This is a genomic window from Streptomyces sp. NBC_00572, from assembly GCF_026341815.1.
Taxonomy (GTDB): Bacteria; Actinomycetota; Actinomycetes; order Streptomycetales; family Streptomycetaceae; genus Streptomyces.
This window is the reverse complement of the sequence record NZ_JAPENX010000001.1, coordinates 6,925,208-6,946,317: the sequence shown is the minus strand read 5'-3', so window position 1 is coordinate 6,946,317 and position 21,110 is coordinate 6,925,208. Positions and strand designations below refer to the sequence as shown.

At 71.6% G+C, this 21,110-nt stretch carries 19 protein-coding genes; 7 read left to right on the top strand and 12 right to left on the bottom strand.

Features of this window, described 5'->3' with window-relative positions; all coding sequences use genetic code 11:
- Window positions 1–11 precede the first annotated feature (11 nt).
- The 3 genes from OG514_RS31315 to OG514_RS31305 form a co-directional block, all read right to left on the bottom strand.
- Window positions 12–971 carry a GlxA family transcriptional regulator gene (locus OG514_RS31315; RefSeq protein ID WP_266900496.1) on the bottom strand — a complete coding sequence of 320 codons (960 nt, stop codon included), beginning with the start codon at window positions 969–971 and terminating at the stop codon, window positions 12–14.
- Between the two features lie 51 nt (window positions 972–1,022).
- The gene (locus OG514_RS31310) at window positions 1,023–2,297 is read right to left on the bottom strand and encodes a family 16 glycosylhydrolase (RefSeq protein ID WP_266900494.1); all 1,275 of its coding nucleotides are present in this window, start codon (window positions 2,295–2,297) and stop codon (window positions 1,023–1,025) included.
- 151 nt (window positions 2,298–2,448) lie between these two features.
- Window positions 2,449–3,672: an alginate lyase family protein gene (locus OG514_RS31305; protein WP_266900492.1), complete on the bottom strand. Its 1,224-nt coding sequence runs from the start codon at window positions 3,670–3,672 to the stop codon at window positions 2,449–2,451.
- A 271-nt stretch (window positions 3,673–3,943) separates the two neighbouring features.
- Here OG514_RS31305 and tpx point away from each other — a divergent pair, with 271 nt between their 5' ends.
- Window positions 3,944–4,444 (top strand): thiol peroxidase, encoded by a 501-nt coding sequence (gene tpx, locus OG514_RS31300; protein ID WP_266900490.1) that lies wholly within the window; start codon window positions 3,944–3,946, stop codon window positions 4,442–4,444.
- Window positions 4,445–4,585: 141 nt separating this feature from the next.
- Here the strand turns inward: tpx and OG514_RS31295 are convergent, their stop codons facing one another.
- On the bottom strand, window positions 4,586–4,996 hold the full coding sequence (locus OG514_RS31295) for a Fur family transcriptional regulator (protein ID WP_266900488.1): 411 nt from the start codon (window positions 4,994–4,996) through the stop codon (window positions 4,586–4,588).
- 170 nt (window positions 4,997–5,166) lie between these two features.
- On the opposite strand from OG514_RS31295, the gene katG reads away from it, so the two are divergent.
- Entirely contained in the window at window positions 5,167–7,386 is a 2,220-nt protein-coding gene (katG, locus tag OG514_RS31290; RefSeq protein WP_266900486.1) for a catalase/peroxidase HPI, read from the top strand.
- Between the two features lie 277 nt (window positions 7,387–7,663).
- Window positions 7,664–8,929 carry a serine hydrolase gene (locus tag OG514_RS31285; RefSeq protein WP_266900484.1) on the top strand — a complete coding sequence of 422 codons (1,266 nt, stop codon included), beginning with the start codon at window positions 7,664–7,666 and terminating at the stop codon, window positions 8,927–8,929.
- 35 nt (window positions 8,930–8,964) lie between these two features.
- Here the strand turns inward: OG514_RS31285 and OG514_RS31280 are convergent, their stop codons facing one another.
- The 5 genes from OG514_RS31280 to OG514_RS31260 all read right to left on the bottom strand — a co-directional run bounded on the left by OG514_RS31280 (window position 8,965) and on the right by OG514_RS31260 (window position 13,482).
- Window positions 8,965–9,498, bottom strand: coding sequence for a GNAT family N-acetyltransferase (locus OG514_RS31280; protein WP_266900482.1), 534 nt, complete (start codon window positions 9,496–9,498; stop codon window positions 8,965–8,967).
- 52 nt (window positions 9,499–9,550) lie between these two features.
- Window positions 9,551–10,093 carry a hypothetical protein gene (locus OG514_RS31275; protein WP_266900480.1) on the bottom strand — a complete coding sequence of 181 codons (543 nt, stop codon included), beginning with the start codon at window positions 10,091–10,093 and terminating at the stop codon, window positions 9,551–9,553.
- A gap of 7 nt (window positions 10,094–10,100) precedes the next feature.
- Window positions 10,101–11,087, bottom strand: coding sequence for a serine/threonine dehydratase (locus OG514_RS31270; RefSeq protein WP_266901023.1), 987 nt, complete (start codon window positions 11,085–11,087; stop codon window positions 10,101–10,103).
- A gap of 162 nt (window positions 11,088–11,249) precedes the next feature.
- Window positions 11,250–12,464, bottom strand: a complete 1,215-nt coding sequence (locus tag OG514_RS31265) for a S8 family peptidase (protein WP_266900478.1) — start codon at window positions 12,462–12,464, stop codon at window positions 11,250–11,252.
- A gap of 226 nt (window positions 12,465–12,690) precedes the next feature.
- Window positions 12,691–13,482, bottom strand: coding sequence for an alpha/beta fold hydrolase (locus OG514_RS31260; RefSeq protein WP_266900476.1), 792 nt, complete (start codon window positions 13,480–13,482; stop codon window positions 12,691–12,693).
- Between the two features lie 171 nt (window positions 13,483–13,653).
- Between OG514_RS31260 and OG514_RS31255 the strand changes: the two genes are divergently transcribed.
- The gene (locus OG514_RS31255; RefSeq protein ID WP_266900474.1) at window positions 13,654–14,091 is read left to right on the top strand and encodes a nitroreductase family deazaflavin-dependent oxidoreductase; all 438 of its coding nucleotides are present in this window, start codon (window positions 13,654–13,656) and stop codon (window positions 14,089–14,091) included.
- On the opposite strand, the gene OG514_RS31250 is transcribed toward OG514_RS31255, so the two are convergent.
- Window positions 14,034–15,047, bottom strand: coding sequence for a DMT family transporter (locus OG514_RS31250; RefSeq protein ID WP_266900472.1), 1,014 nt, complete (start codon window positions 15,045–15,047; stop codon window positions 14,034–14,036). The two genes, OG514_RS31255 and OG514_RS31250, sit on opposite strands and share 58 nt — an antisense overlap.
- Window positions 15,048–15,118: 71 nt before the next feature.
- Between OG514_RS31250 and OG514_RS31245 the strand changes: the two genes are divergently transcribed.
- A complete protein-coding gene (locus OG514_RS31245) occupies window positions 15,119–15,997 on the top strand; it encodes a LysR family transcriptional regulator (RefSeq protein ID WP_266900470.1) in 879 nt (292 codons plus the stop codon).
- Window positions 15,998–16,114: 117 nt separating this feature from the next.
- Here the strand turns inward: OG514_RS31245 and OG514_RS31240 are convergent, their stop codons facing one another.
- Window positions 16,115–16,951, bottom strand: a complete 837-nt coding sequence (locus OG514_RS31240) for a class II fructose-bisphosphate aldolase (protein WP_266900468.1) — start codon at window positions 16,949–16,951, stop codon at window positions 16,115–16,117.
- 71 nt (window positions 16,952–17,022) lie between these two features.
- Complete coding sequence (locus tag OG514_RS31235; RefSeq protein ID WP_266900466.1) at window positions 17,023–17,946, bottom strand: SIS domain-containing protein; 924 nt, start codon at window positions 17,944–17,946, stop codon at window positions 17,023–17,025.
- A gap of 149 nt (window positions 17,947–18,095) precedes the next feature.
- On the opposite strand from OG514_RS31235, the gene OG514_RS31230 reads away from it, so the two are divergent.
- Both OG514_RS31230 and OG514_RS31225 read left to right on the top strand, forming a co-directional pair.
- Window positions 18,096–18,908 carry a DeoR/GlpR family DNA-binding transcription regulator gene (locus OG514_RS31230; protein ID WP_266900464.1) on the top strand — a complete coding sequence of 271 codons (813 nt, stop codon included), beginning with the start codon at window positions 18,096–18,098 and terminating at the stop codon, window positions 18,906–18,908.
- Window positions 18,909–19,076: 168 nt separating this feature from the next.
- Window positions 19,077–21,101, top strand: a complete 2,025-nt coding sequence (locus tag OG514_RS31225) for a phosphocholine-specific phospholipase C (RefSeq protein WP_266900462.1) — start codon at window positions 19,077–19,079, stop codon at window positions 21,099–21,101.
- The last annotated feature ends 9 nt before the right edge of the window (window positions 21,102–21,110 follow it).

Genomic DNA, 21,110 nt, shown 5'->3' with positions numbered 1-21,110 from the left:
TCGGCGAGGGGCTACTCGCCCTTGGTGAAGGTGCGCCGGTACTCGCTCGGTGTGGTGCCGAGGATGCGCTGGAAGTGCATGCGCAGATTCGCGCCGGTGCCGAGACCGACGTCGGCGGCGATCTGCTCGACGCTCCGCTCCGAGCGCTCCAGGAGTTCGCGTGCGAGGTCGACACGGGCGCGCATCACCCACTGCATGGGCGTGTACCCGGTGTCCTCGACGAAGCGGCGGGAGAAGGTGCGCGCCGAGACCGCCGCGTGGTGGGCGAGGACGTCGAGGGTGAGCGGCTCGCCGAGCCGGTGCAGGGCCCATTCGCGGGTGGCGGCGAACCGTTCGCCGAGCGGCTCGGGGAGGCTGCGCGGTACGTACTGTGCCTGGCCGCCGCTGCGGTAGGGGGCGGCGACCAGCCGTCGGGCGGCATGGTTCGCGGCGGCCACGCCGAGGTCGCCGCGGAGGATGTGCAGGCACAGGTCGATGCCCGAGGCGGCGCCCGCGGAGGTGAGCACGCTCCCCTCGTCGACGAAGAGGACGTTCTCGTCGACGTGGACGAGGGGGCGTTTCACCGCCAGTGCCTGGGTGTAGTGCCAGTGGGTGGTGGCGCGTTTGCCGTCGAGCAGGCCGGTCGCGGCGAGCGCGAAGGCGCCCGTGGAGATCGCGGCGAGGCGGGCGCCGCGGTCGTGGGCCGCGATCAGCGCTTCGACGACGGCCTGCGGCGGGTCCTCGCGGTCGGGAAAGCGGTAGCCGGGGACGAAGACGATGTCGGCCCAGGCGAGGGCGTCGAGGCCGTGGGCGACGGCGTAGGAGAGGCCGTCGCCCCCGGTCACCAGACCGGGTTCCGCGCCGCACACCCTCACCTCGTAGGGCATGCTCGCGCGGGTCGTGAAGACCTGCGCGGGGATGCCGACGTCGAGCGGCTTCGCCCCTTCGAGTACGAGGACGGCGACGCGGTGGAGGCGAGGGGTAGGCGGCACGGGTACCAGCGTAGGCGGGCGGCCCGCGCCGCCGGCAGACGGCTCAGCAGGTCAGCGCGTCACCGTCCACTTCTGGTTCGCGCCGCCGCCGCACGACCAGATCTGCAGCCGGGTGCCGTTGGCGGAGCTGTTGCCGGTGGCGTCCAGGCACTTGCCGGATCCGAGGTTGACGATGTCCCGGGCGCCGTTGGCGGTCCACTGCTGAGCGCCGCTGCCGTTGCAGTCCCACAGCTGGACGGGCGTGCCGTCGGCCGTACCGGCGGAGGTGACGTCGAGGCACTTGCCCAGAGCCCGGATCGTGCCGTCGGTCCCCACGGTCCACCGCTGGGCGCCGGTGCCGTTGCAGTCGTAGAGCTGGACGGCGGTGCCGTTCGCGCTGTTCGCCGCGGCCACGTCGACGCACTTGCCGCCGATTCCGGTGATCGGTCCCCCGCCGGCGGGGCCGTCCGCGGTGGTGACGCGGACGTGGTCGACGACGAGCTGCTGCGGGAAGGTGGTCGAGCCGTCCGGGTCGCCGGGCCAGTAGCCGCCGACCGCGAGGTTGAGGATGAGGAAGAACGGCTTGTCGAAGACCCAGGCGCGGCCGCCGAGGTCGGCGGGCGTACGCGTCTGGTAGACGGTTCCGTCCACGGACCAGGTGATCCTGCCGGGCGACCAGTCGACGGCGAAGGTGTGGAAGGCGTCGGCGAAGGCCTGGCCGCCGGGCAGGGTGTAGCCGGCTCCGATGCCGCCGGAGCCGGAGTAGCCGGGGCCGTGCAGGGTGCCGTGCACGGTGGACGGCTCGAAGCCGACGTTCTCCATGATGTCGATCTCGCCGGAGGCGGGCCAGCCGACCTGGCCGAGGTCGTTGCCGAGCATCCAGAAGGCGGGCCACATGCCCTGTCCGCGCGGCACCTTCATCCGGGCCTCGACGTGGCCGTACTGCGCGGTGAACTTCCCGGCGGTGTTGAGTCGTGCCGAGGTGTACTCGCACCGGCCGTACCAGCACTGGTAGTTGCCGGGGTTCTCCTTGCGGGCGGTGATCACCAGGTGGCCCTGGCCGTCGAGGGCGGCGTTGCGGTTGCCGGCCGTGTAGTACTGCCGTTCGTGGTTGCTGACGTTGTCGCCGGTCTCGATCTGCCACCGCGAGCCGTCCGCGGGGAGTCCCGCGGCGCCGTCGAAGTCGTCGGAGAAGGTGACGGCGGCGGCCTCGGCCGCGGGTTGGAGGGCGGCGCGCTCAGTGGGGCCGGTGAGACCGGTGGGGCCCAGGGCCGCGGTGGCCAGGGCGAGGGCGAGGGCCGTCACGGCGGTCAGCAGCGGGCGCCGTGACGATCGGGAGGAGGGCATGACTCTCACTTCCGTACTCTCACTTCCGTCGGGTGTGGGGGACATGGCTCTTACCATGCACATGACACGGCAAGAGCCTTGACAGACCCCATGATTTAAGAAGTGAAGTAAGGGGGCGTCAAGAGGTACGGACCTCCCTCACGCCCTCGGCTCAGCGGGAGTTGCCGGCGTGGGTGAGGGTCTCCCAGGCGACGAAGAGGTTGTTGGTACCCGCCGGACGCCGGGACTCGGTGAGGTTCTGGGTGTTCGTCATCCCGTACCCCATGCGGTGGTGGAGCGCGTTGAATCCCACCTCGGTGACCGGCCCCAGGTGATCCTTGAGCGTGCCGCCGCAGAGCCAGCTCGGGACCGCCGTGCCCAGCTCGTACTTGGCCTGGAGGCCGAGGGCGTGCCGGAGCCGGTCGGCGACCTCGGGGTAGAGGTCCTGGCCCTGGATGCGGCTGGTCTCGGCGATGTGCGAGATGGCGGACAGGCCGTAGCCGGTGTGGGTGAGGTCGCGGCAGGTCTCCTGGGTGAGGCCGTCGACGAAGGTGGTCTGGCCCTGCCAGTACCGGACGATCTCATCGCGCGTGTCGAGGCCGCTGCCCGGCGCGGCCTTCGGCAGGGCGCCGTCGCTCGCCAGGTAGATGTACGCGGGGACGCGGCCGCGGAACTTGCCCACGGCCTTGTCGTAGGCGGCTCGGTCCTCCAGGAAGACGGCGATGCCGATGGCGGCCTCGGTCATGCTCAGCTCCCAGTTGCCGTTGGACTGGGAGCCGTTGGTGACCTCGGGGAGGTAGACGGTGCGCAGCATGGTCTTGAAGCGGTCGACACGGACCTGGGGCCAGCCGGTGTAGGTGTAGCGGAGGATCTCGGCGGCCCGCGGCCAGGAGGATCCGGCCCAGCCCGTCTGCAGGGGCGCGTTGGAGTTGGTGTGGTCCGTGATCACTCCGGACCAGGCGTCCATGATCTCGATGGCCTTCTGGGCGTACCGGCTGTCCCGCGTGACGTACCAGGCGAGGGAGAGCGTGTACGCGGCGATGGCGTCCTCGCGCTCGTCGGTGCAACCGTTGTTCGGGTTCGAGTACGAGCCGCACTCCACGACCGAGCGGGGCTTCGGAACCCGGGAGAGTGAGGCGTACTTGCTCCCCATCATCTGGTCGTAGGCGCCCTTCCAGGGCTGTGCCCCGGCGTTGACCTGCTCCCGGGTGAAGTCGAGCTGGCCACGGGAGACCAGGACGCCGGGGTGGACGAACGTGGTGGGGGCCGCTTCGGCGCGGCCGCCCCCGGAGCCGGCGACGAGTGCGGCCAGGAGCGTGGCGGCCAGCGCGGGGGCGGCGAGCAGCGCACTCCTTCCCCTGCGCTTCGCATGGGAACCATCACGCCATATGAACATGAGGTTGCTCCTTCTTCAGATATGTGAACGCTTGGTGACTGTCGAGGGTGGAACCTAAAGGTCTGAACCAGTGGCGTCAAGGTGGCGAGATGAGTGCCGGATGAACGGTTTCACCAGCTCGGACGGACACGAGGGCGCACGATGCGTTCATGTGTGTGAATGACAGACCGTCGGCACCGCCGGGCGCGACCGGACGGCGATGTCCGGTGGGCGGCTCGGCACGCCGTACGATTCCCCCGTTGTCACCTACCTCGTCCGAAGGAGATCCCCCATGGCCCAGGTCACGCTGAAGGGCAGCCCGGTGCAGGTCAACGGCACCCTGCCGACCCCGGGAAGCCAGGCTCCTGACTTCACGCTCGTCGCCGCGGGCCTCGCGGACACGTCGCTGAAGGACTACGCCGGTCAGCGCAAGGTCCTCAACATCTTCCCGAGCGTCGACACCCCGACGTGCGCGTCCTCCGTGCGCGCCTTCAACGAGAAGGTCGGCGAGCTGGAGAACACGGTGGTGCTCTGCATCTCCGCCGACCTCCCCTTCGCCCAGGCGCGCTTCTGCGGCGCCGAGGGCCTGGAGAACGTCAAGAGCCTCTCGACGCTCCGCGGCCGTGAGTTCCACACCAACTACGGCGTGGAGATCGCAGACGGCCCGCTGGCCGGCCTGACCGCCCGCGCGGTCGTCGTCCTCGACGAGAACGACACCGTCCTGCACGCGCAGCTCGTGGGCGAGATCGCCGAGGAGCCCAGCTACGAAGACGCCCTCGCGGCCCTGAAGTAGGAACGCCGCCGGATCACGGCGACGCACGGGAGCCCCTCCACCGACCCGGTGGAGGGGCTCCTGCATTTCGAGGGCCCGGTCGGGTGCCGTTTCGCGAGCCCGGTCGGGTGCCGTTTTCAGAACCGGTCGGGCACGGCCCGGTCAGGCGCAGGCGGGGCAGAGCCCGCGGTACGTCACATCCGCCTTCGACACGGTGAAGCCGAACCGCTCCGCGGGCGGGAGGGCCGTCAGCGGGTCCCCCGTCGGGTGGACGTCGCGGATGATCCCGCAGTTCGAGCAGACCAGGTGCTGGTGCGGGTGGTGCGCGTTCGGGTCGTACCGCTTCGCCCGGCCGTCGGTGGAGAGTTCCACCACCTCCCCGAGGGCGACCAGTTCGCCCAGGGTGTTGTAGACGGTCGCCCGCGCGATCTCCGGCAGACGCGCCGCGGCGCCGGCGTGCACCTCGTCGGCCGTGAGGTGCACGTGCTCGCCGGCGAGGACCTCCGCGACGACGCGCCGCTGGGACGTCATCCGCCAGCCGCGCGCACGCAGGCGCTCCAGCAGGTCGCTCATTTTCGGCTCACCCCTTCGGATGGTTCGCGTGGTTCTTGACTTGGACTCTGTCCATCGTAGGATCGGTTCCGGCAATAGCCAAGGCACATCATGGCTCCGGTCGGGCGCAAGGCCCCGCTGGTGCCCGCCCCGGCTGAGCACCGCGATCCGCCCCGTCCGGAAGGATTCCCATGTCCGAGAACCACGACGCCACCGTCACCGACGCCGCATCCCAGGAGTCGGGCGGCTGCCCGGTGGCGCACGGCCGTGCCGCGCACCCGACCCAGGGCGGCGGCAACCGCCAGTGGTGGCCGGAGCGGCTCAACCTGAAGATCCTCGCCACCAACCCCGTCGTGGGGAACCCGCTCGGCGCGGACTTCGACTACGCCGAGGCCTTCGGCTCCCTCGACCTCGCCGCCGTGAAGCGGGACATCGCCGAGGTGCTCACCACCTCGCAGGACTGGTGGCCCGCCGACTTCGGCCACTACGGCCCGCTGATGATCCGCATGGCCTGGCACAGCGCCGGTACGTACCGCATCAGCGACGGCCGCGGCGGCGCCGGCGCCGGCCAGCAGCGCTTCGCGCCGCTGAACAGCTGGCCGGACAACGGCAACCTGGACAAGGCCCGCCGTCTGCTCTGGCCGGTGAAGAAGAAGTACGGCCAGAACATCTCCTGGGCCGACCTCATGATCCTCACCGGCAACGTCGCCCTGGAGACGATGGGCTTCGAGACCTTCGGCTTCGCCGGTGGCCGCGCCGATGTGTGGGAGGCCGACGAGGACGTCTACTGGGGCCCCGAGACCACCTGGCTCGGCGACGAGCGCTACACAAGTGACCGCGAGCTGGAGAGCCCGCTCGGCGCGGTCCAGATGGGCCTCATCTACGTCAACCCCGAGGGCCCCAACGGCAACCCGGACCCGATCGCCGCGGCCCGCGACATCCGCGAGACGTTCCGCCGCATGGCGATGAACGACGAGGAGACCGTCGCCCTCATCGCCGGCGGCCACACCTTCGGCAAGGCCCACGGCGCCGGCCCGGCGGACAACGTCGGCGCCGACCCCGAGGCCGCGCCCCTTGAGGCGCAGGGCTTCGGCTGGGCGAACTCGTACGGCAGCGGCAAGGGCGGCGACGCGATCACCAGCGGTCTCGAGGTCACCTGGACCACGACCCCGGCCCGGTGGAGCAACGACTTCTTCAAGCACCTCTTCGAGTACGAGTACGAGCTCACCCAGAGCCCGGCCGGTGCGAATCAGTGGGTGGCGAAGAACGCCGAGGCGATCATCCCCGACGCCCACGACGCGTCGAAGAAGCACCTTCCGACGATGCTCACCACCGACCTGTCGCTGCGCTTCGACCCGGCGTACGAGCAGATCTCGCGGCGCTTCTACGAGCACCCTGAGCAGTTCGCGGACGCCTTCGCCCGCGCCTGGTACAAGCTGACGCACCGTGACATGGGTCCGGCCGTCCGCTACCTCGGCCCGGAGGTCCCCTCCGAGGTCCTCCTGTGGCAGGACCCGCTGCCGGCCCGCGAGGGCGAGCTGATCGACGCCGCGGACATCGCCTCCCTCAAGGAGCAGATCCTCGGCTCGGACCTCACCGTCGCGCAGCTGGTCTCCGCGGCGTGGGCCTCGGCCTCCTCCTTCCGCGGCAGCGACAAGCGCGGCGGCGCCAACGGTGGCCGCATCCGCCTGGAGCCGCAGCGCAACTGGGAGGTCAACAGCCCGGACGAGCTGGCGCAGGTGCTGCGTACCCTCGAGGGCGTCAAGGCCTCCTTCGACGCCGCGGGCGCCAAGAAGGTCTCGATCGCCGACCTGGTCGTGCTCGCGGGCTCCGCGGCCGTCGAGAAGGCGGCCAAGGACGGCGGCTTCGACGTCGAGGTGCCGTTCACGCCCGGTCGCGTCGACGCGGCGCAGGACCAGACGGACGTCGAGTCCTTCGCGGCGCTGGAGCCGCAGGCCGACGGGTTCCGCAACTACCTCGGCAAGGGCAACCGCCTCCCGGCCGAGTACCTGCTGGTCGACCGCGCGAACCTGCTGACCCTGAGCGCGCCGGAGCTGACGGTCCTCGTCGGCGGCCTCCGCGTCCTGGGCGCGAACCACCAGCAGTCCGCGCACGGCGTCCTCACCACCACCCCGGGCTCCCTGACGAACGACTTCTTCGTCAACCTGCTCGACATGGGCACGGCCTGGACGGCGGCGTCCGAGGACGCGACCACGTTCGAGGGCCGCGACTCCGCCACCGGCGAGGTCAAGTGGACGGGCACCCGCGCGGACCTGGTGTTCGGATCGAACTCCGAGCTGCGCGCGCTGGCCGAGGTCTACGCGAGCGACGACGCGAAGGAGAAGTTCGTGACGGACTTCGTCTCCGCGTGGACCCGGGTCATGAACCTGGACCGGTTCGACCTCGTCTGATCCCTGTCCGCCCCCGGGCCCGGCCGACGCGCAACAGTCGGCCGGGCCCGGCGCATGCCGGACGGCGGATGGCGCATGACGGACAGCGGTGGCGGACGACGGATGCGGAGTTACTGGATCCACAACCCGTTTCCCGTGTCAGGAACCGTTTTCGGACGTTGGCACTCATGATCCATGGGTATCGGAGCCAGGCCTCGCGGTCAGGTGTTCCCGTGCCCTTCGGCGCACCGCTGCCGTGCGCCGTGCCGAACGATTCGGAAGAAGTCGAGGAATCACCGTGCCCCTGTCGTCGAACCGACGCCTGGCCGTGAGCGCCACCCTGATCGCCGCGCTCGCCGCGGGCGTCGTCCCCGCCACCAGCGCGTTCGCCACTCCCGTCCCCGCGGCCGCCACCGAGACACCCGCCGTCCCCGCACCCGACATGGACGGCGTGGTCGCCGCGTTGAACTCGGCCATGAACAACGGGGCTCCGGGGGCGATGGCTCGCTTCACCGGCCCCGACGGCGTCCGGATCCGCACCGCCGGTGTCCAGGACCGGGTCTCGGGCAACCCCATGGACATCCATGCGCGCTTCCGGATCGGCAGCGTCAGCAAGACGTTCTCCGCGGTCGTGCTCCTCCAGCTGGTCGAGGAGGGCAAGCTGGAGCTGGACGTCCCGGTGAACACGTACCTCCCCGGCCTGCTCCCCGACGACCGCATCACGGTCCGTCATCTGCTGACCCACCGCAGCGGTCTCGCCGACTACACGAACGCGATGTTCGAGCACACGGTGCCCGGCTTCGAGGCCGTCCGGAACCGGGTGTTCAGCTACCAGGAGCTCGTCGACCTCTCGCTGAGCGAGCCGCGGACCACCGAGCCCGGCGTCTCCTACCAGTACTCGAACGCCAACTTCGTGGTCGTCGGCATGCTGATCGAGAAGCTCACGGGCGGGCCCGTGGCCGACGCCTACGAGCGCCGCATCTTCAAGCCGCTGAAGCTCGGCAAGACCTCGTACGTGCACCCCGACACCCGGATCAAGGGCAACCACGTACGCGGCTACCTGCACCCCGACGAGGCCGGCGGCGCGCTCGTGGACTCCACCGAGCAGACCGTGTCCTGGGCCCAGTCGGCCGGGGCCGTCATCTCCAGCCCCGCCGACCTGAACACCTTCACCAGCGCGCTGATGCGCGGCCGGCTGCTGTCCCCGGCGATGATGGAGGCCATGACGACGGTCACGCCGACCGACGCCACCAACACCCGGTTCTACGGGCTCGGCCTGCGCCGCTACAACCTGTCGTGCGGTACGCAGATCTACGGGCACACCGGCACCGTGCAGGGCTTCTACACGTACACCTTCTCGACCCGCGACGGGCGGCGCAGCCTCTCGGCGATGGCGAACACCTCCAACCACGGTGCCGCCAACACGGCGCTCGGCGGGACGCTGGAGGCCGCGTTCTGCGGCAAGAAGCCGGCGCCCGCGGCGTCCTCGCGCGCCGCCGCCTCGCCCTCGGCCCGTGACCTCACCTCGCTCCCGGCCGAGCGGGACCTGCCCGAGCGTCACTGAGGGACCCTTCGCCCCCGGGGATCCGGCCCCGGGGGTCAGGCCTCGTACTCGGTGAGGTCGATCGCGTAGACCCGCAGGGGCACGCCGAAGGCCGGATGGTTCGTCTCGCGCTCCTCGGTCATGCCGAGCTTGCCGATGACGTTCTCGGAGGCCTGGTTGCTGATGTGGGTGATGGCGACGACCTTGTCGAGCCCGCGGTCCTGGAGCGCGAACTCCAGGACCGCGTGGGCGGCCTCGGAGGCGTATCCCTGTCCCCAGAACTGCCTGCCGAGCCGCCAGCCGATCTCCACGTCCGGCATCACCTCGGGGAGGAACTCGGGCAGGGACAGTCCGGCGAAGCCGATCAGCTCGCCCGAGGCGATGAGCTCGACGGCGAAGATCCCGAAGCCCTCCTCGTCCCACTCCTCCTCGTACCGCTCGATGTCCTCGGCGGTCTGCTCCAGATCCCGGACCGAGCCGTCTCCGATCCAGCGCATCACCTCGGAGTCGGCGTTGATCTCGGCCAGCGGGACAAGGTCGTCGTCGCTCCAGCGCCGGAGGATGAGACGGGGGGTACGAATTTCGGTCATGCCCCCATCCTGACGTACCGAGCGAGCGCTCCACGCCACCGGCTCCGGGGGCTCAGGCCGGGATCGGTGCCACCACGTGGGCGACGACCGAGCAGACCCAGGCGGCGCCGGTGGGGGTGCGGGTGGCGTGGGGTCCCGTGCGGTGGGCGGGGCAGAGCGGCCAGACCAGTAGCTCGCGGTCGGCGAGGTGGCACTGCACGCCCTCCGCCGCCTCGACGGCGATGTCGACCGGGTCGAGGCCCCACACGGTCTCGTGGCCGACGGTGACCTGACCGATCGCATCGCGCTCGTCGGACCACTCGTAGCGGACCGGTACGTCGAAGGCACGGCCCGTGTCCGTGAGTGCCTGTGCGAGCAGCACGGTCACGATGCGCTCGGCGTGGATCCGCCTGTGCTCGTCCACGATGGGCGCGAAGTAGGGCGCCGGGACGGCACCGTTGTGGGTGAAGGCCGACCGGAGGAAGCCGAGGCTGCCCGGTGAGCCGAGGTCCTCCTCGAAGTCGCGGTCGAGAGCGCGGGAGAGCGCCCGGAGCCAGGCCCGGAACGCCGGGTCGTCGGGGTGGACGAGGGGTCCTTCGGGGTGGGAACGGCCCATGAGCGTGCTACGCGGTCTCTGTGGTGTGCGCGAGATCGGTGGGGTCCGTGTTGGCACCGCAGAGCACGACACAGACCTTCTCGCCCGGGGCCGGGCGGTAGCCGTGGTCCGTCGCGCCCTGCGCGTCCGGGACGGTGAGGGCGGCCAGGGCGGTGGCGGCCGCGTGCTCGACGGCGAGGCGGCGATCGTCCCACAGGGCCCGGCGGGCACGGCTGATCTCGGCGTCGGTGACGAGGACGGTACGGACGCCGTCCTGCTGGGCGGCCACGAGGGCGGTGGCGGAGGCTCGGCGGGCGCCGAGCGAGTCGGCGGCGACGGAGTCGACGGTCACGTCGACGGGGTGTCCGGCCCGGAGCGCGGCGTCGAGGGCGCGGCTGTTCTCGGGCTCGACGGCGACGGTCCGGATGCCGTGGTGCCGCGCGGCGGTGGCGACGCCGGCGAAGAGGCCGCCCCCGCCGACCGAGACGACGACGGTGTCGAGGTCCGGGATCCTGTCGTGGATCTCGTCGAGCAGGGTGCCGGCCCCGGCGGCGATCAGGGGATGGTCGTACGCGTGGGAGGCGAGCGCCCCTGTCTCGGCGGCGAACGCCTCGCAGGCGGCGAGCGCTTCGGCGTACTCGGTGCCGACGAGCCGGACGTCGGCGCCGTAGCCGACGAGCTTGTCCGCCTTCACCTTCGGCGCGGTGGTCGGCAGGAAGACGGTGGCCCGGACGCCCTGCCGGAGTGCGGCCCAGGCGCAGGCGAGCCCCGCGTTGCCGCCGGAGGCGATCGTGACCCCGGCGGCGGGGAGGGTGCCTTCCTCGCGGTGGGCGAGCAGGAAGTTCTGCGCGCCGCGCGCCTTGAAGGAGCCGGTGTGCTGCATGAGTTCCAGGGCGAGGTGGAGCGTGTACGGCTCGGCACCGGGGTCGGCGTGGGCGACCGTGACGGGGCGGACGTGTCCGGCGATCCGGTCGGCGGCGGTCTTGATGTCGGCGTACGCGAGGGGGCTGGGCACCGGGGGCTCCTGGAGCGGGTGGGGGTGTCGGGGGCCGGAGGGGAACGGGACGGTCATGTCGTCGATCCTCTCAGGACTGCGGTCGCCCGCCGCGGGGCCGGTGCGTGACACCGCCCCGGAGGCGCCGGCTGCCTCCGGGGTGGTCGCGTCGTCGGACCGGGGCTACTGGACGATCTTCAGGAGCCGGTTCGGGGAGCCGCTGCCCGGGGTGGTCACCTTGCCCGTCGTCGCGCCGTTGACGAGGGCGGAGGCGACCTGGGCGGGCGTCGCGGAGGTGTGGCCCGCGAGGTAGATCGCGGCGGCACCGGCGACGTGCGGGGTGGCCATCGAGGTGCCCGAGATGGTGTTGGTGGCGGTGTCGCTGGTGTTCCAGCCCGCGGTGATCGACACGCCGGGGGCGAAGAGGTCGAGGACCGAGCCGTAGTTGGACCAGCTTGCCTTGGCGTCGGTGTTGCTCGTGGCGCCGACCGTGATGGCCTCCGCGACCCGGGCGGGCGACGAGGAGGAGGCGTTGACCCCGGAGTTGCCCGCCGCGACGGCGTAGGTGACGCCGTCGGCGATGGAGTTCTTCACCGCGTTGTCCAGGGCGGTGGACGCCCCGCCGCCGAGGGAGAGGTTGGCGACGGCAGGGGCACCGGCGGTGTGGTGGGCGGTGACCCAGTCGATGCCCGCGATGACGCCGGCCGTGGTGCCGGAGCCGTTGTTGTCGAGCACGCGGACGGCCACGATCTTCGCCGACTTGGCCACGCCGTAGGTGGTTCCGGCGATCGTCGTGGCGACGTGGGTGCCGTGCCCGTTGCCGTCCTGGGCGACGGTGTCGCCGTCGACGGCGTCGTAGCCGTTCACCGCTCGCCCGGCGAGCTGGGAGTGGCTGATCCGGACGCCGGTGTCGATCACGTACGCCGTGACGCCGCTGCCGGCGGAGTCGGGGTAGGTGTACGTGCCGGAGAGCGGCAGGTTCGCCTGGTCGATGCGGTCCAGGCCCCAGGGGGCGTTGGTCTGGGTCGCGTCGGCGTGGACGACCTGGTTCTGCTCGACGGAGGCGACGGCCGGGTCGGCGGCGAGCCGTCGGGCCGCCGTCTCGCCGAGGGTCGCGGTGTAGCCGTTGACGGCGGCGCCGAAGGTCTTGCGGACGGTGCCGCCGTAACCGGCTATCAGCTTCCGTCCCTTGGCGGAGGCGGCCTTGAAGCCCGTGCCCTGCTTGAGGGTGACGATGTAGCTCCCGGGTACCGCGTCCGCCGAACCCGCCGCGAGAACGGTTCCTTCGGCGGGGGCCGCCTGGGCGGGGACGGCGGCGAAGGTGCCGAGCAGTGCGGCCACGGAGGCGACGGAGGCCGTGACGGCGAAGCGGGTCCGGGTGTTCTTCGGGAGTGCCATTACGAGGGATTCCTCCTCATGGACGTCGCGCCCGGCAGGGTGGGACGGCGCGACCGTGGGGGGTGCACGTGGGGCCACGTACACGGCCGGGACCGGTGGTTCCGGTCCCGGCGTGATCAGCAGCCTGGCCGCTCCAGGGGCGTGACTCAAGGGAGTTGAGGCCTTGTCATGCATCCGCCATACGCCTGCAATCGAACCCCCGTCGAACCCCGGGGAAGTGGCCGGATCAGCTGCCGCCGTGGCCGGGAAGCGAGGCCTGGGCAGCCGACAGAGCACGAGCGAGGGCCGTAGCGAAGCCGTCCGGGTTGTCCAGCGTCAGATTGTGTCCGGCACGGGGGATCTCGATCACCGGGACGCCGAACCCGGCCACCTTCTCCACCTCGGGGTCCGGCAGGCTCCACTCCCCCACCAGGAACGTCCGGGGCAGCCCGAGCGCGGCGAGGAGGTCACCGGGCGCGGGCGTGCTCCCCTCGACGAGGGCGACCGCGCTGCGGTGGAGGGCCCTCGGGTCGGCGAGGCGCAGCCGGGCCGCGTAGTCGGGGCGGTCGGTGACGGCCAGCATCCGGGCGAACCCCGACGCCACGAACGCGTCCTCGTCCTGGGCGGCCACCGGGGAACTGAAGGCTCCCCCGCCCGCGTACAGGTTCGGCTCCGCCACCACGAGTCTCGCCACGAGGTCCGGCCGCGCCGCCGACAGATGGATCGCCACCGCACCGCCCATGGAGTGCCCGACGAGGTCCACCCCCGCGAGACCGAGGTGGTCGAGGACGGCGGCCACCACCGCCGCCTGCGACTCCATGCGGTAGTCGAAGTCCGCGGGTCGGTCACTCAGCCCGTACCCGAGCAGGTCCACGAGCAGCGCCCGACCGCGTTCCAGCGCCTGGTGCGCCGCGATATGGGCGAAGTCCGAGGTCGAGGTGCACCCGAGGCCGTGGACGAACACCCGCACGGGCCCGTCGCCCGGCAGGTCGATCCACCGGATGTACGCCTGCTGATCCGCCAGGAACAACTCCCGCATGCCGTCCACTCCCCTGTGTCGCGCCACTGTCGAACCGTCACGAGCCACCCTAGGAGTCGCCACTGACAGCGCACCCCTCCGGAGTGTCCGCCCGGAGGCGGAGCGTCCGATAGCGTCGGTGGGGTACAGACGCACGGCCGGCCGCGCCGGAGACCATACGAAAGGACCCTCATGCCCCTCGAAGGTGAGTACGAGCCCAGCCCGACGACATGGGTGCGCAACCAGGTCGAGCTGTACGAGTCGTCCGGCGGCACCCAGGGCACGACCATGCGGGGCATGCCCGTCGTCCTGGTCACGAACCTCGGCGTGAAGAGCGGCAAGCTCCGCAAGACCCCGCTGATGCGGGTCGAGCACGAGGGGGCGTACGCACTCGTCGCGTCGAACGGCGGGGCGGTGAAGCACCCCGTCTGGTACCACAACCTCGTCGCCTCGCCGCTCGTGGAAGTACGCGACGGCACGCACGTGTGGGACATGAAGGCCCGTCTGGTCACCGGCCAGGAGCGCGACGCGTGGTGGGAGCGGGCCGTCGCGGCCTTCCCCGACTACGCGGACTACCGGCGGAAGACCGAGCGGGAGATCCCCGTCTTCGTGGTCGAGCGGGTCGAGTAGGGACTGTCCGGCGTATCGACCGGCGTATCGACCGGCGCGTCGGCCGGCGTGCCGGCCGCGGCGCCGGCGTGGGCGCCGGCCGGGACGCCGAGGGGTCGCGTACGCGCCCTCGTCAGCCCCACCCCCACCAGGACCACCGCCATCCCCGCCACCACCCGTACCGTCAGCGGCTCGCCGAGAACCAGCGCACCCAGGGTCACGGACACGACCGGGAGCAGATAGCCGACCGTGGCGGCGGCGGTCGGGCCCTCCTCCGCGATCATCCGGTAGTTCAGGTGGAAGGTGAGCCCGGTGGCGAAGACGCCGAGGACGGCGACGGCGGCGACCCCCGCCCAGGTCACCGTCGCCGTTCCGCCGACGGCGAGAGCGGGCGTGCTGAGGCCGGTCGCCGTGAGGAGTTGCGCGGCGGAGAGGGCCAGTGGCGCGGTGCCCCGGCCGGCGAGGTGACGGGCCATGTAGGCGAAGGCCACGGCATAGCTCGCGGAGGCGCCGAGGAGGGCGAGGGCGCCCCAGCTCATCAGGCCGGAGCCGTGGCTCCAGGGCGCGAAGATCAGCAGCACTCCGGCGAAGCCGAGCACGAGGCCGGCCGAACGCGTGGCGCGCAGGGGCCGTTCCGCGCCCAGGGACAGGCCGATGAGGAGGGACCAGAGCGGGGTGGTGGCGTTGAGCACGCCCGCCACTCCGCTGTCCACGGTCTGCTCGCCGATCGAGAAGAGCAGGAACGGCAGCGCGTTGCAGAGGAAGGCGGCGACGGCGAGCCGCCCCCAGGTGGCCCGGTCGCGCGGCAGCCGCTGTCGCGCCCCGGCGGCGAGGGCGAGGAGCACCGCCGAGCCGAGCAGGCACCGTACGAACGTGATCCACCCCGGGGTGAGGCCCTCGTTCAGGGAGATCTTGATCCAGAGGAAGCCCGAGCCCCAGAGCAGCGCCAGGACTCCCATGCGTATCGCCGATGTCATGTCCTCACGGTCCCGCGCCCCACCCGACAGGACAAGCGATGAATCATGCATCCGGCGTTAAGCTGTGCTACATGCTGGATGTGAGACGCATGCAGGTGCTCCGGGCCGTCGTCGCCAGTGGCTCCGTCACCGCCGCCGCCGCGAACCTCGGCTACACCCCCTCCGCCGTGAGTCAGCAGATCGGCGTCTTGGAGAAGGAGGCGGGCATCGCCCTGCTGGAACGTTTCGGCCGGGGCGTGCGGCCGACCGCCGCCGGACGGTTGCTCACCGAGCACGCCGCCGTCATCGGCCGCCAGGTCGCCGAGGCCGAGACCGCCCTCGCCGATCTGCGGGCGGGCCGCACCGGACAGATCTCGGTCCGCTACTTCGCCACCGCGGGCGCCGATCTCGTCGCCCCCGCCCTGGCCCGGTTCCGCACCGAACACCCCGGCGTACGTGTCGATCTGAGGATCGCCGACGGCGCTCCCGACCAGGAGGCGGACCTCACCCTGGTCGTACGGCCCCGGGGCGGCGGGCCGGACTCGGCCGGCGACGGTCTCCGGCTGATCCATCTGCTCGACGACCCCTACCGGGCCGTGCTGCCCAAGGGCCACCCGCTCGCCGACCGCCGTGCCGCCGTCGATCTGGCCGAACTCGCCGCCGAGCCGTGGGTCGGCAGCGAGCGGCCCGGCCCCTGCCTCGACGCGGTCCTTGAGGCGTGCGCGGCGGCCGGGTTCGCCCCTGACGTCGCGGTGGAGTGCGAGGAGTACGCCACCGCACAGGGCTTCGTGGCGGCCGGTCTCGGCGTCAGCCTGATCCCGCTGATGGGCCTGGGCAGCCGCCACCCGAACGTGGCCGTCCGCAAGGTCCGCGGCCCGGAGCCGGTCCGTTCGATCCACGCGGCGGTACGGGAGTCCTCGCTGTCCCTGCCCGCGGTACGCGGCCTCCTCGCCGCGCTCCAGGAGGCGTGAGCCCCTCGGGGGTGTCTTGTCGCCTGATCGACGAGACACCCCCCAGGTCGTGTCCGGAAGGCAGCGCCGTCTGCCCGCAGGCCGGGCGGGACTCTCCGGACACGGCCCAGGGCGAGGTCAGGCCGGGGACAGGACCGTCAGGAGGCGGGCGACCTCCCGGGCCACGGCCGCCCGTGCCGGGGTCAGGTAGTGACGCGGGTCGACCGCGGTGGGGTGCTCGGTGAGGTGGGTGCGGACGGCCTGGGTGAAGGCCTTGTTGAGATGGGTGGAGACGTTCACCTTGGTCATGCCGGCCGCGATGGCTGCCGTGAGGTCCGCGTCCGACACGCCCGAGGAGCCGTGCAGCACGAGGGGCGTGTCGACGGCGGCACGCAGCCGCGCGATGAGGGCGAAGTCCAGCACCGCGTCCCGGGTCAGCATCTGGTGGGAGCTGCCGACCGCGACCGCGAGCGCGTCTACGCCGGTGGCCTCGACGAAGGCGTGGGCCTCGTCGGGGTCCGTCCGGACGCCCGGGGTGTGGGCGCCGCCCTTGCCGCCGACCTCGCCGAGTTCGGCCTCGACCCAGACGCCGTGCTGGTGGCAGTACTCCACGACCTCGCGGGTCGCGGTCACGTTCTCGGCGTAGGGGAGCTTCGAGGCGTCGAACATCACCGAGCCCAGGCCGAGCCCCACGGCCTCGCGGACGAGGTCGGGGTTCTCGGCGTGGTCGAGGTGGACGGCGACGGGGGTCTTGGCGGCGCGGGCGATGGCGAGGGAGGCGAGGGCGACCGGTTCCAGGGCGCCGTGGTAGCGGACGGTGTTCTCGCTGATCTGGAGGACGACGGGTCGGTCGGCGCTCTCGGCTCCGGCCACGATGGCCTGGGCGTGTTCGAGCTGGAGGACGTTGAACGCCCCCACGCCGGTGCCGGCCGCGCGGGCGCGGCGGACGATCTCATCGGTCGGCGTCAACGGCATGGTCCTTCTCCGGGGGTCTGAGCGGGTGCGTGGCGGGGCGGGTTCGGAGCGACGGCGGTGCGGGGCGACGGTCAGGCGGGGACGTCGGTGAGGACGACCGAACGGGTCAGGTTCCGGGGGGTGTCCGGGTTCAGGCCCTGGGCCTCGGCGACGGCGACGGCCAGGCGCTGGGCCCTGATCAGGTCCGCGAGCGGGTCCAGGTCGCTCTCGGAGAGGGTGCCGCCGACCTTGCGCACCTCGTCGGCGAGTCCCGCGGGCAGGGCGCCGAAGCCCCAGGTGACCCGGCCGGGGCCGGTGATGCTGATCGGGCCGTGGCGGTACTCCATCGCCGGGTACGCCTCCGTCCACGCGCCCGCGGCCTCGCGCATCTTCAGCCCGGCCTCCAGGGCGAGTCCATAGGTCCAGCCCAGGCCGAGGAAGGTGAACTGCTCCGCCGTGAGGACGTTCTCGTCGAGCGGGGAGGTGAGGGCGAGTTCGGCGTCCCGCGCGGCCTCCTCGACGGTGGCCACGCCCGCGGGCAGGGCGTCCTCAGCCTCCAGGTGCGCACGGAACAGGGCGAGCGCCGTGGTCGCGAAGCGGGTCTGGACCACCGACTCCTCGTCCGCGAAGTCGAGGACGGCGACCTCGTCGGCGAGGTCCATCACCGGGGTCGTGGGGTCGGCCGTGACCGCGCCGGTGGGGATCGTGCCGCGCAGCCGGGACAGGACGGCCAGGACCTCGCTGGTGGTGCCCGAACGGGTGATGGCCACGACCCGGTCGTAGCGGCGCCCGTAGGGGAACTCCGAGGCCGCGAAGGCGTCGGTCTCGCCGTGACCGCCGGACTCGCGCAGTTCCGCGTAGGCCAGGGCCATGAACCAGGAGGTGCCGCAGCCGATCACCGCGACCCGCTCGCCCCGCCGGGGCAGCGCGGAGGTGTGCTGGGGCAGCGTGCGGGCAGCCTGACGCCAGGTCGTCGGCTGGGATGCGATCTCCACGGCGGTGCGGGTGGTGCTCATGGCCGGTCTCCTTGCAAGAAGAGTGCACTGGAATGATGGAAGATGCTTGAAGTCGATGCTATTCAAGCAGAAACACGCATCTGCTTTCCAGATCCCCCGCGCGTCGGCGGATAGAATCGGACGCGCGCACGAGCCCGAGGGAGGGACCCATGTCCAAGCACGAGCGGTGGAACACGCTCCTTGAACTACTGGCGGCCTCGGGGAAGCTGGAGGTCGAGGAGGCGGCGACCGCGCTCGACGTCTCCGCCGCCACGATCCGCCGGGACCTCGACGAGCTCGCCGAACAGCAGCTGTTGATACGGACCCGGGGCGGGGCGGTCGCGCACGGCGTCTCGTACGAGCTGCCCCTGCGCTACAAGTCCACCCGGCACGCCGCCGAGAAGCGGCGGATCGCCGAGGCCACCGCCGACCTGATCGCACCCGGCGAGGTCGTGGGGCTCAACGGGGGCACGACGACGACCGAAGTGGCGCGCGCCCTCGCCCTGCGGTTCGCGAGCGGCCGCGCGGACACGGCGGGGACCGCGGGCCCGGCGACCTCCGGGCCCGCGCTGACCGTGGTCACCAACGCGCTGAACATCGCGGGCGAGCTGGCGGTGCGCCCGCAGATCAAGATCGTGACCACCGGCGGGGTCGCCCGCCCCCAGACGTACGAGCTGGTGGGCCCCCTGACGGTCGGCGTGCTCAACGAGGTCGTGCTCGACGTGGTGGTGCTGGGGGTGGACGGGGTCGACGCCGGTCTCGGCGTCATGGCACACCAGGAGGACGAGGCGAGCATCAGCCGGCTCTTCGCGGAGCGGGCGAGCCGAGTGATCGTGGTGACCGACTCGTCGAAGATGGGGCACCGCGCGTTCGCCCGGATCTGCGGTCTGGACCGGATCGACCTGCTCGTGACCGACACCGGCATCGCTCCGGAGGCGGTCGCCCAGCTCACCGAGGCCGGGGTGAAGGTCCTCACCGTCTGAGCCTCTACTCATTCATTGGTATGCAGCTGGACCAATCCGGAGCCGGGAATTAGCTGTCTCCGGGATGTTGGTCCAGTTATTACCGCACGGCTGTATACCTTTAAGCTCCCCTCCTTCATCATGTCTCCGACGTGCCGCACGGGCACGTCGTGGCAGGAGAGGCGGAGCATGATTCCCATCAGCCGCAGAGGATTCGTCGGTATCGGCGCGGGGCTCGTGGCGGGCGCGGCGCTGCCGACGGCCCCGGCCTCCGCCGCCGCGAGGGCGGCCAGCGGCAGCCTCACCGACGTCCGGCACGTGGTGATCCTCATGCAGGAGAACCGCAGCTTCGACCACTACTTCGGCACCCTGCGCGGGGTACGCGGCTTCGCCGACCGCGCCGCGGGCAATCTGCCCGGCGGCTGGGGCATGTTCAACCAGCCCAACTGGGGTGGCCGCCAGTACCCGTGGAAGCTCAGCGACACCCCGCCGGCCGGCGGGGTGGACGGCGAGACCCTCGCCCAGTGCAACGGCGACCTCCCGCACAGCTGGACCTCGCAGCACGCCGCCTGGAACAAGGGCCGCCTCGACAACTGGGTCACCGGCGTCGGCAACACCCGGACGCTCGGCCACCTCGACCGCGAGGACATCCCCTTCCACCACGCGCTCGCCGACCACTACACGATCTGCGACGCGTACTTCTGCTCGACGCTGAGCGCCACCGGCCCCAACCGCACCTTCCTGTGGAGCGGGAAGATCGACGGCTCCAGCAAGGACGGCGGCGACGAGTCGGGCCTCACCTGGGAGACGTACGCGGAGGCGCTCCAGCGGGCCGGGGTGACCTGGAAGGTCTACCAGAACGCCCAGGACAACTACGGCGACAACGGCCTCGCGTACTTCAAGAAGTTCACCGACGCGCGGCCCGGCGACCCGCTGTACGACCGCGGCATGGGCTCGGTCCCCAAGGTGACCGGCTCGACCCCCGACGACATCGCCGCGGCGATCCGCGCCGACGTCCTCGCGGGCACCCTGCCCCAGGTGTCCTGGGTGGTCGCGAGCGAGGCGTTCTCGGAGCACCCCTACGCGCCGCCCGGGGACGGCGCGCACTTCGTCGACCTCGTCTACCGGGCGCTCGCCGCGGACGCCGAGGTGTTCGACTCGACCGTGCTGTTCCTCAACTACGACGAGAACGACGGCTTCTTCGACCATGTGCCGCCGCCGGTCGCTCCCCCGGGAACCCCGGGCGAGTACCTCGACGGCGCCCCGATCGGCCTGGGCTTCCGCGTCCCGATGATTGTCATGTCCCCGTGGACCAGGGGCGGCTGGGTGAGCTCGGAGGTCTTCGACCACACCTCCGTCCTGCGCTTCATGGAGAGCTGGACGACGGCCCTCGGCACACCGGCCGCCTGCCCCAACATCAGCGCCTGGCGGCGGAAGGTGACGGGCGATCTGACCGGCGTCTTCGACTTCGCCCGCCCCGTGTACGGCGTGCCGGCCGGCCTCCCCTCCACGGCGAAGGTCATCGGCCAGGCGACCTGCGGGCCCCTTCCGAACCCGGCCCCCCAGAACAACGCCCAGCCCGGGCAGGAGCCCGGCACCCGTCCGGCCCGCGCCCTGCCGTACCAGGTCAACGGCAACCTCGACCGCTTCGAGTTCGGGGCCGCGGGCAAGATCCTCGCCTGGTTCTCGATGACGAACCAGGGAACCGAGGCCAAGCGGGCGGCGCACTTCTCGATCCACCCTCACCAGCACCGCGACACGGCCGCCTGGCAGTACACGGTGGACCCGGGCGGCACGGCCACCGACTACTTCAACATCGGCCTGGGGTCGGGGTCCGGGAAGTACGACATCTCGATGATGGGCCCCAACCGGTTCCTGCGGCGGTTCATCGGGGACACCTCCAAGGCCGGCAAGGCCATCGAGGTGACGTCACGGTTCGCGACCGAGCCGGGGACGGGCCGGACGGCCCTGTGGTTCAAGCTGGCCAACACGTCGGCCGGACCGGTCACCTTCACGATCCGCTCGAACGCCTACCGCACGGACGGACCCTGGACCTACACGGTTCCGGCCGGGTCCACGCGGGAGGACTTCTTCAACGCGGTGGCCTACAACAACGGCTGGTACGACTTCACGATCCTCGCCGACATCGACGGGACCTGGTCGCGCCGGTACACCGGCCACATCGAGACCGGGGCCCCCAGCATCACCGGCTGAGCCCGGCGC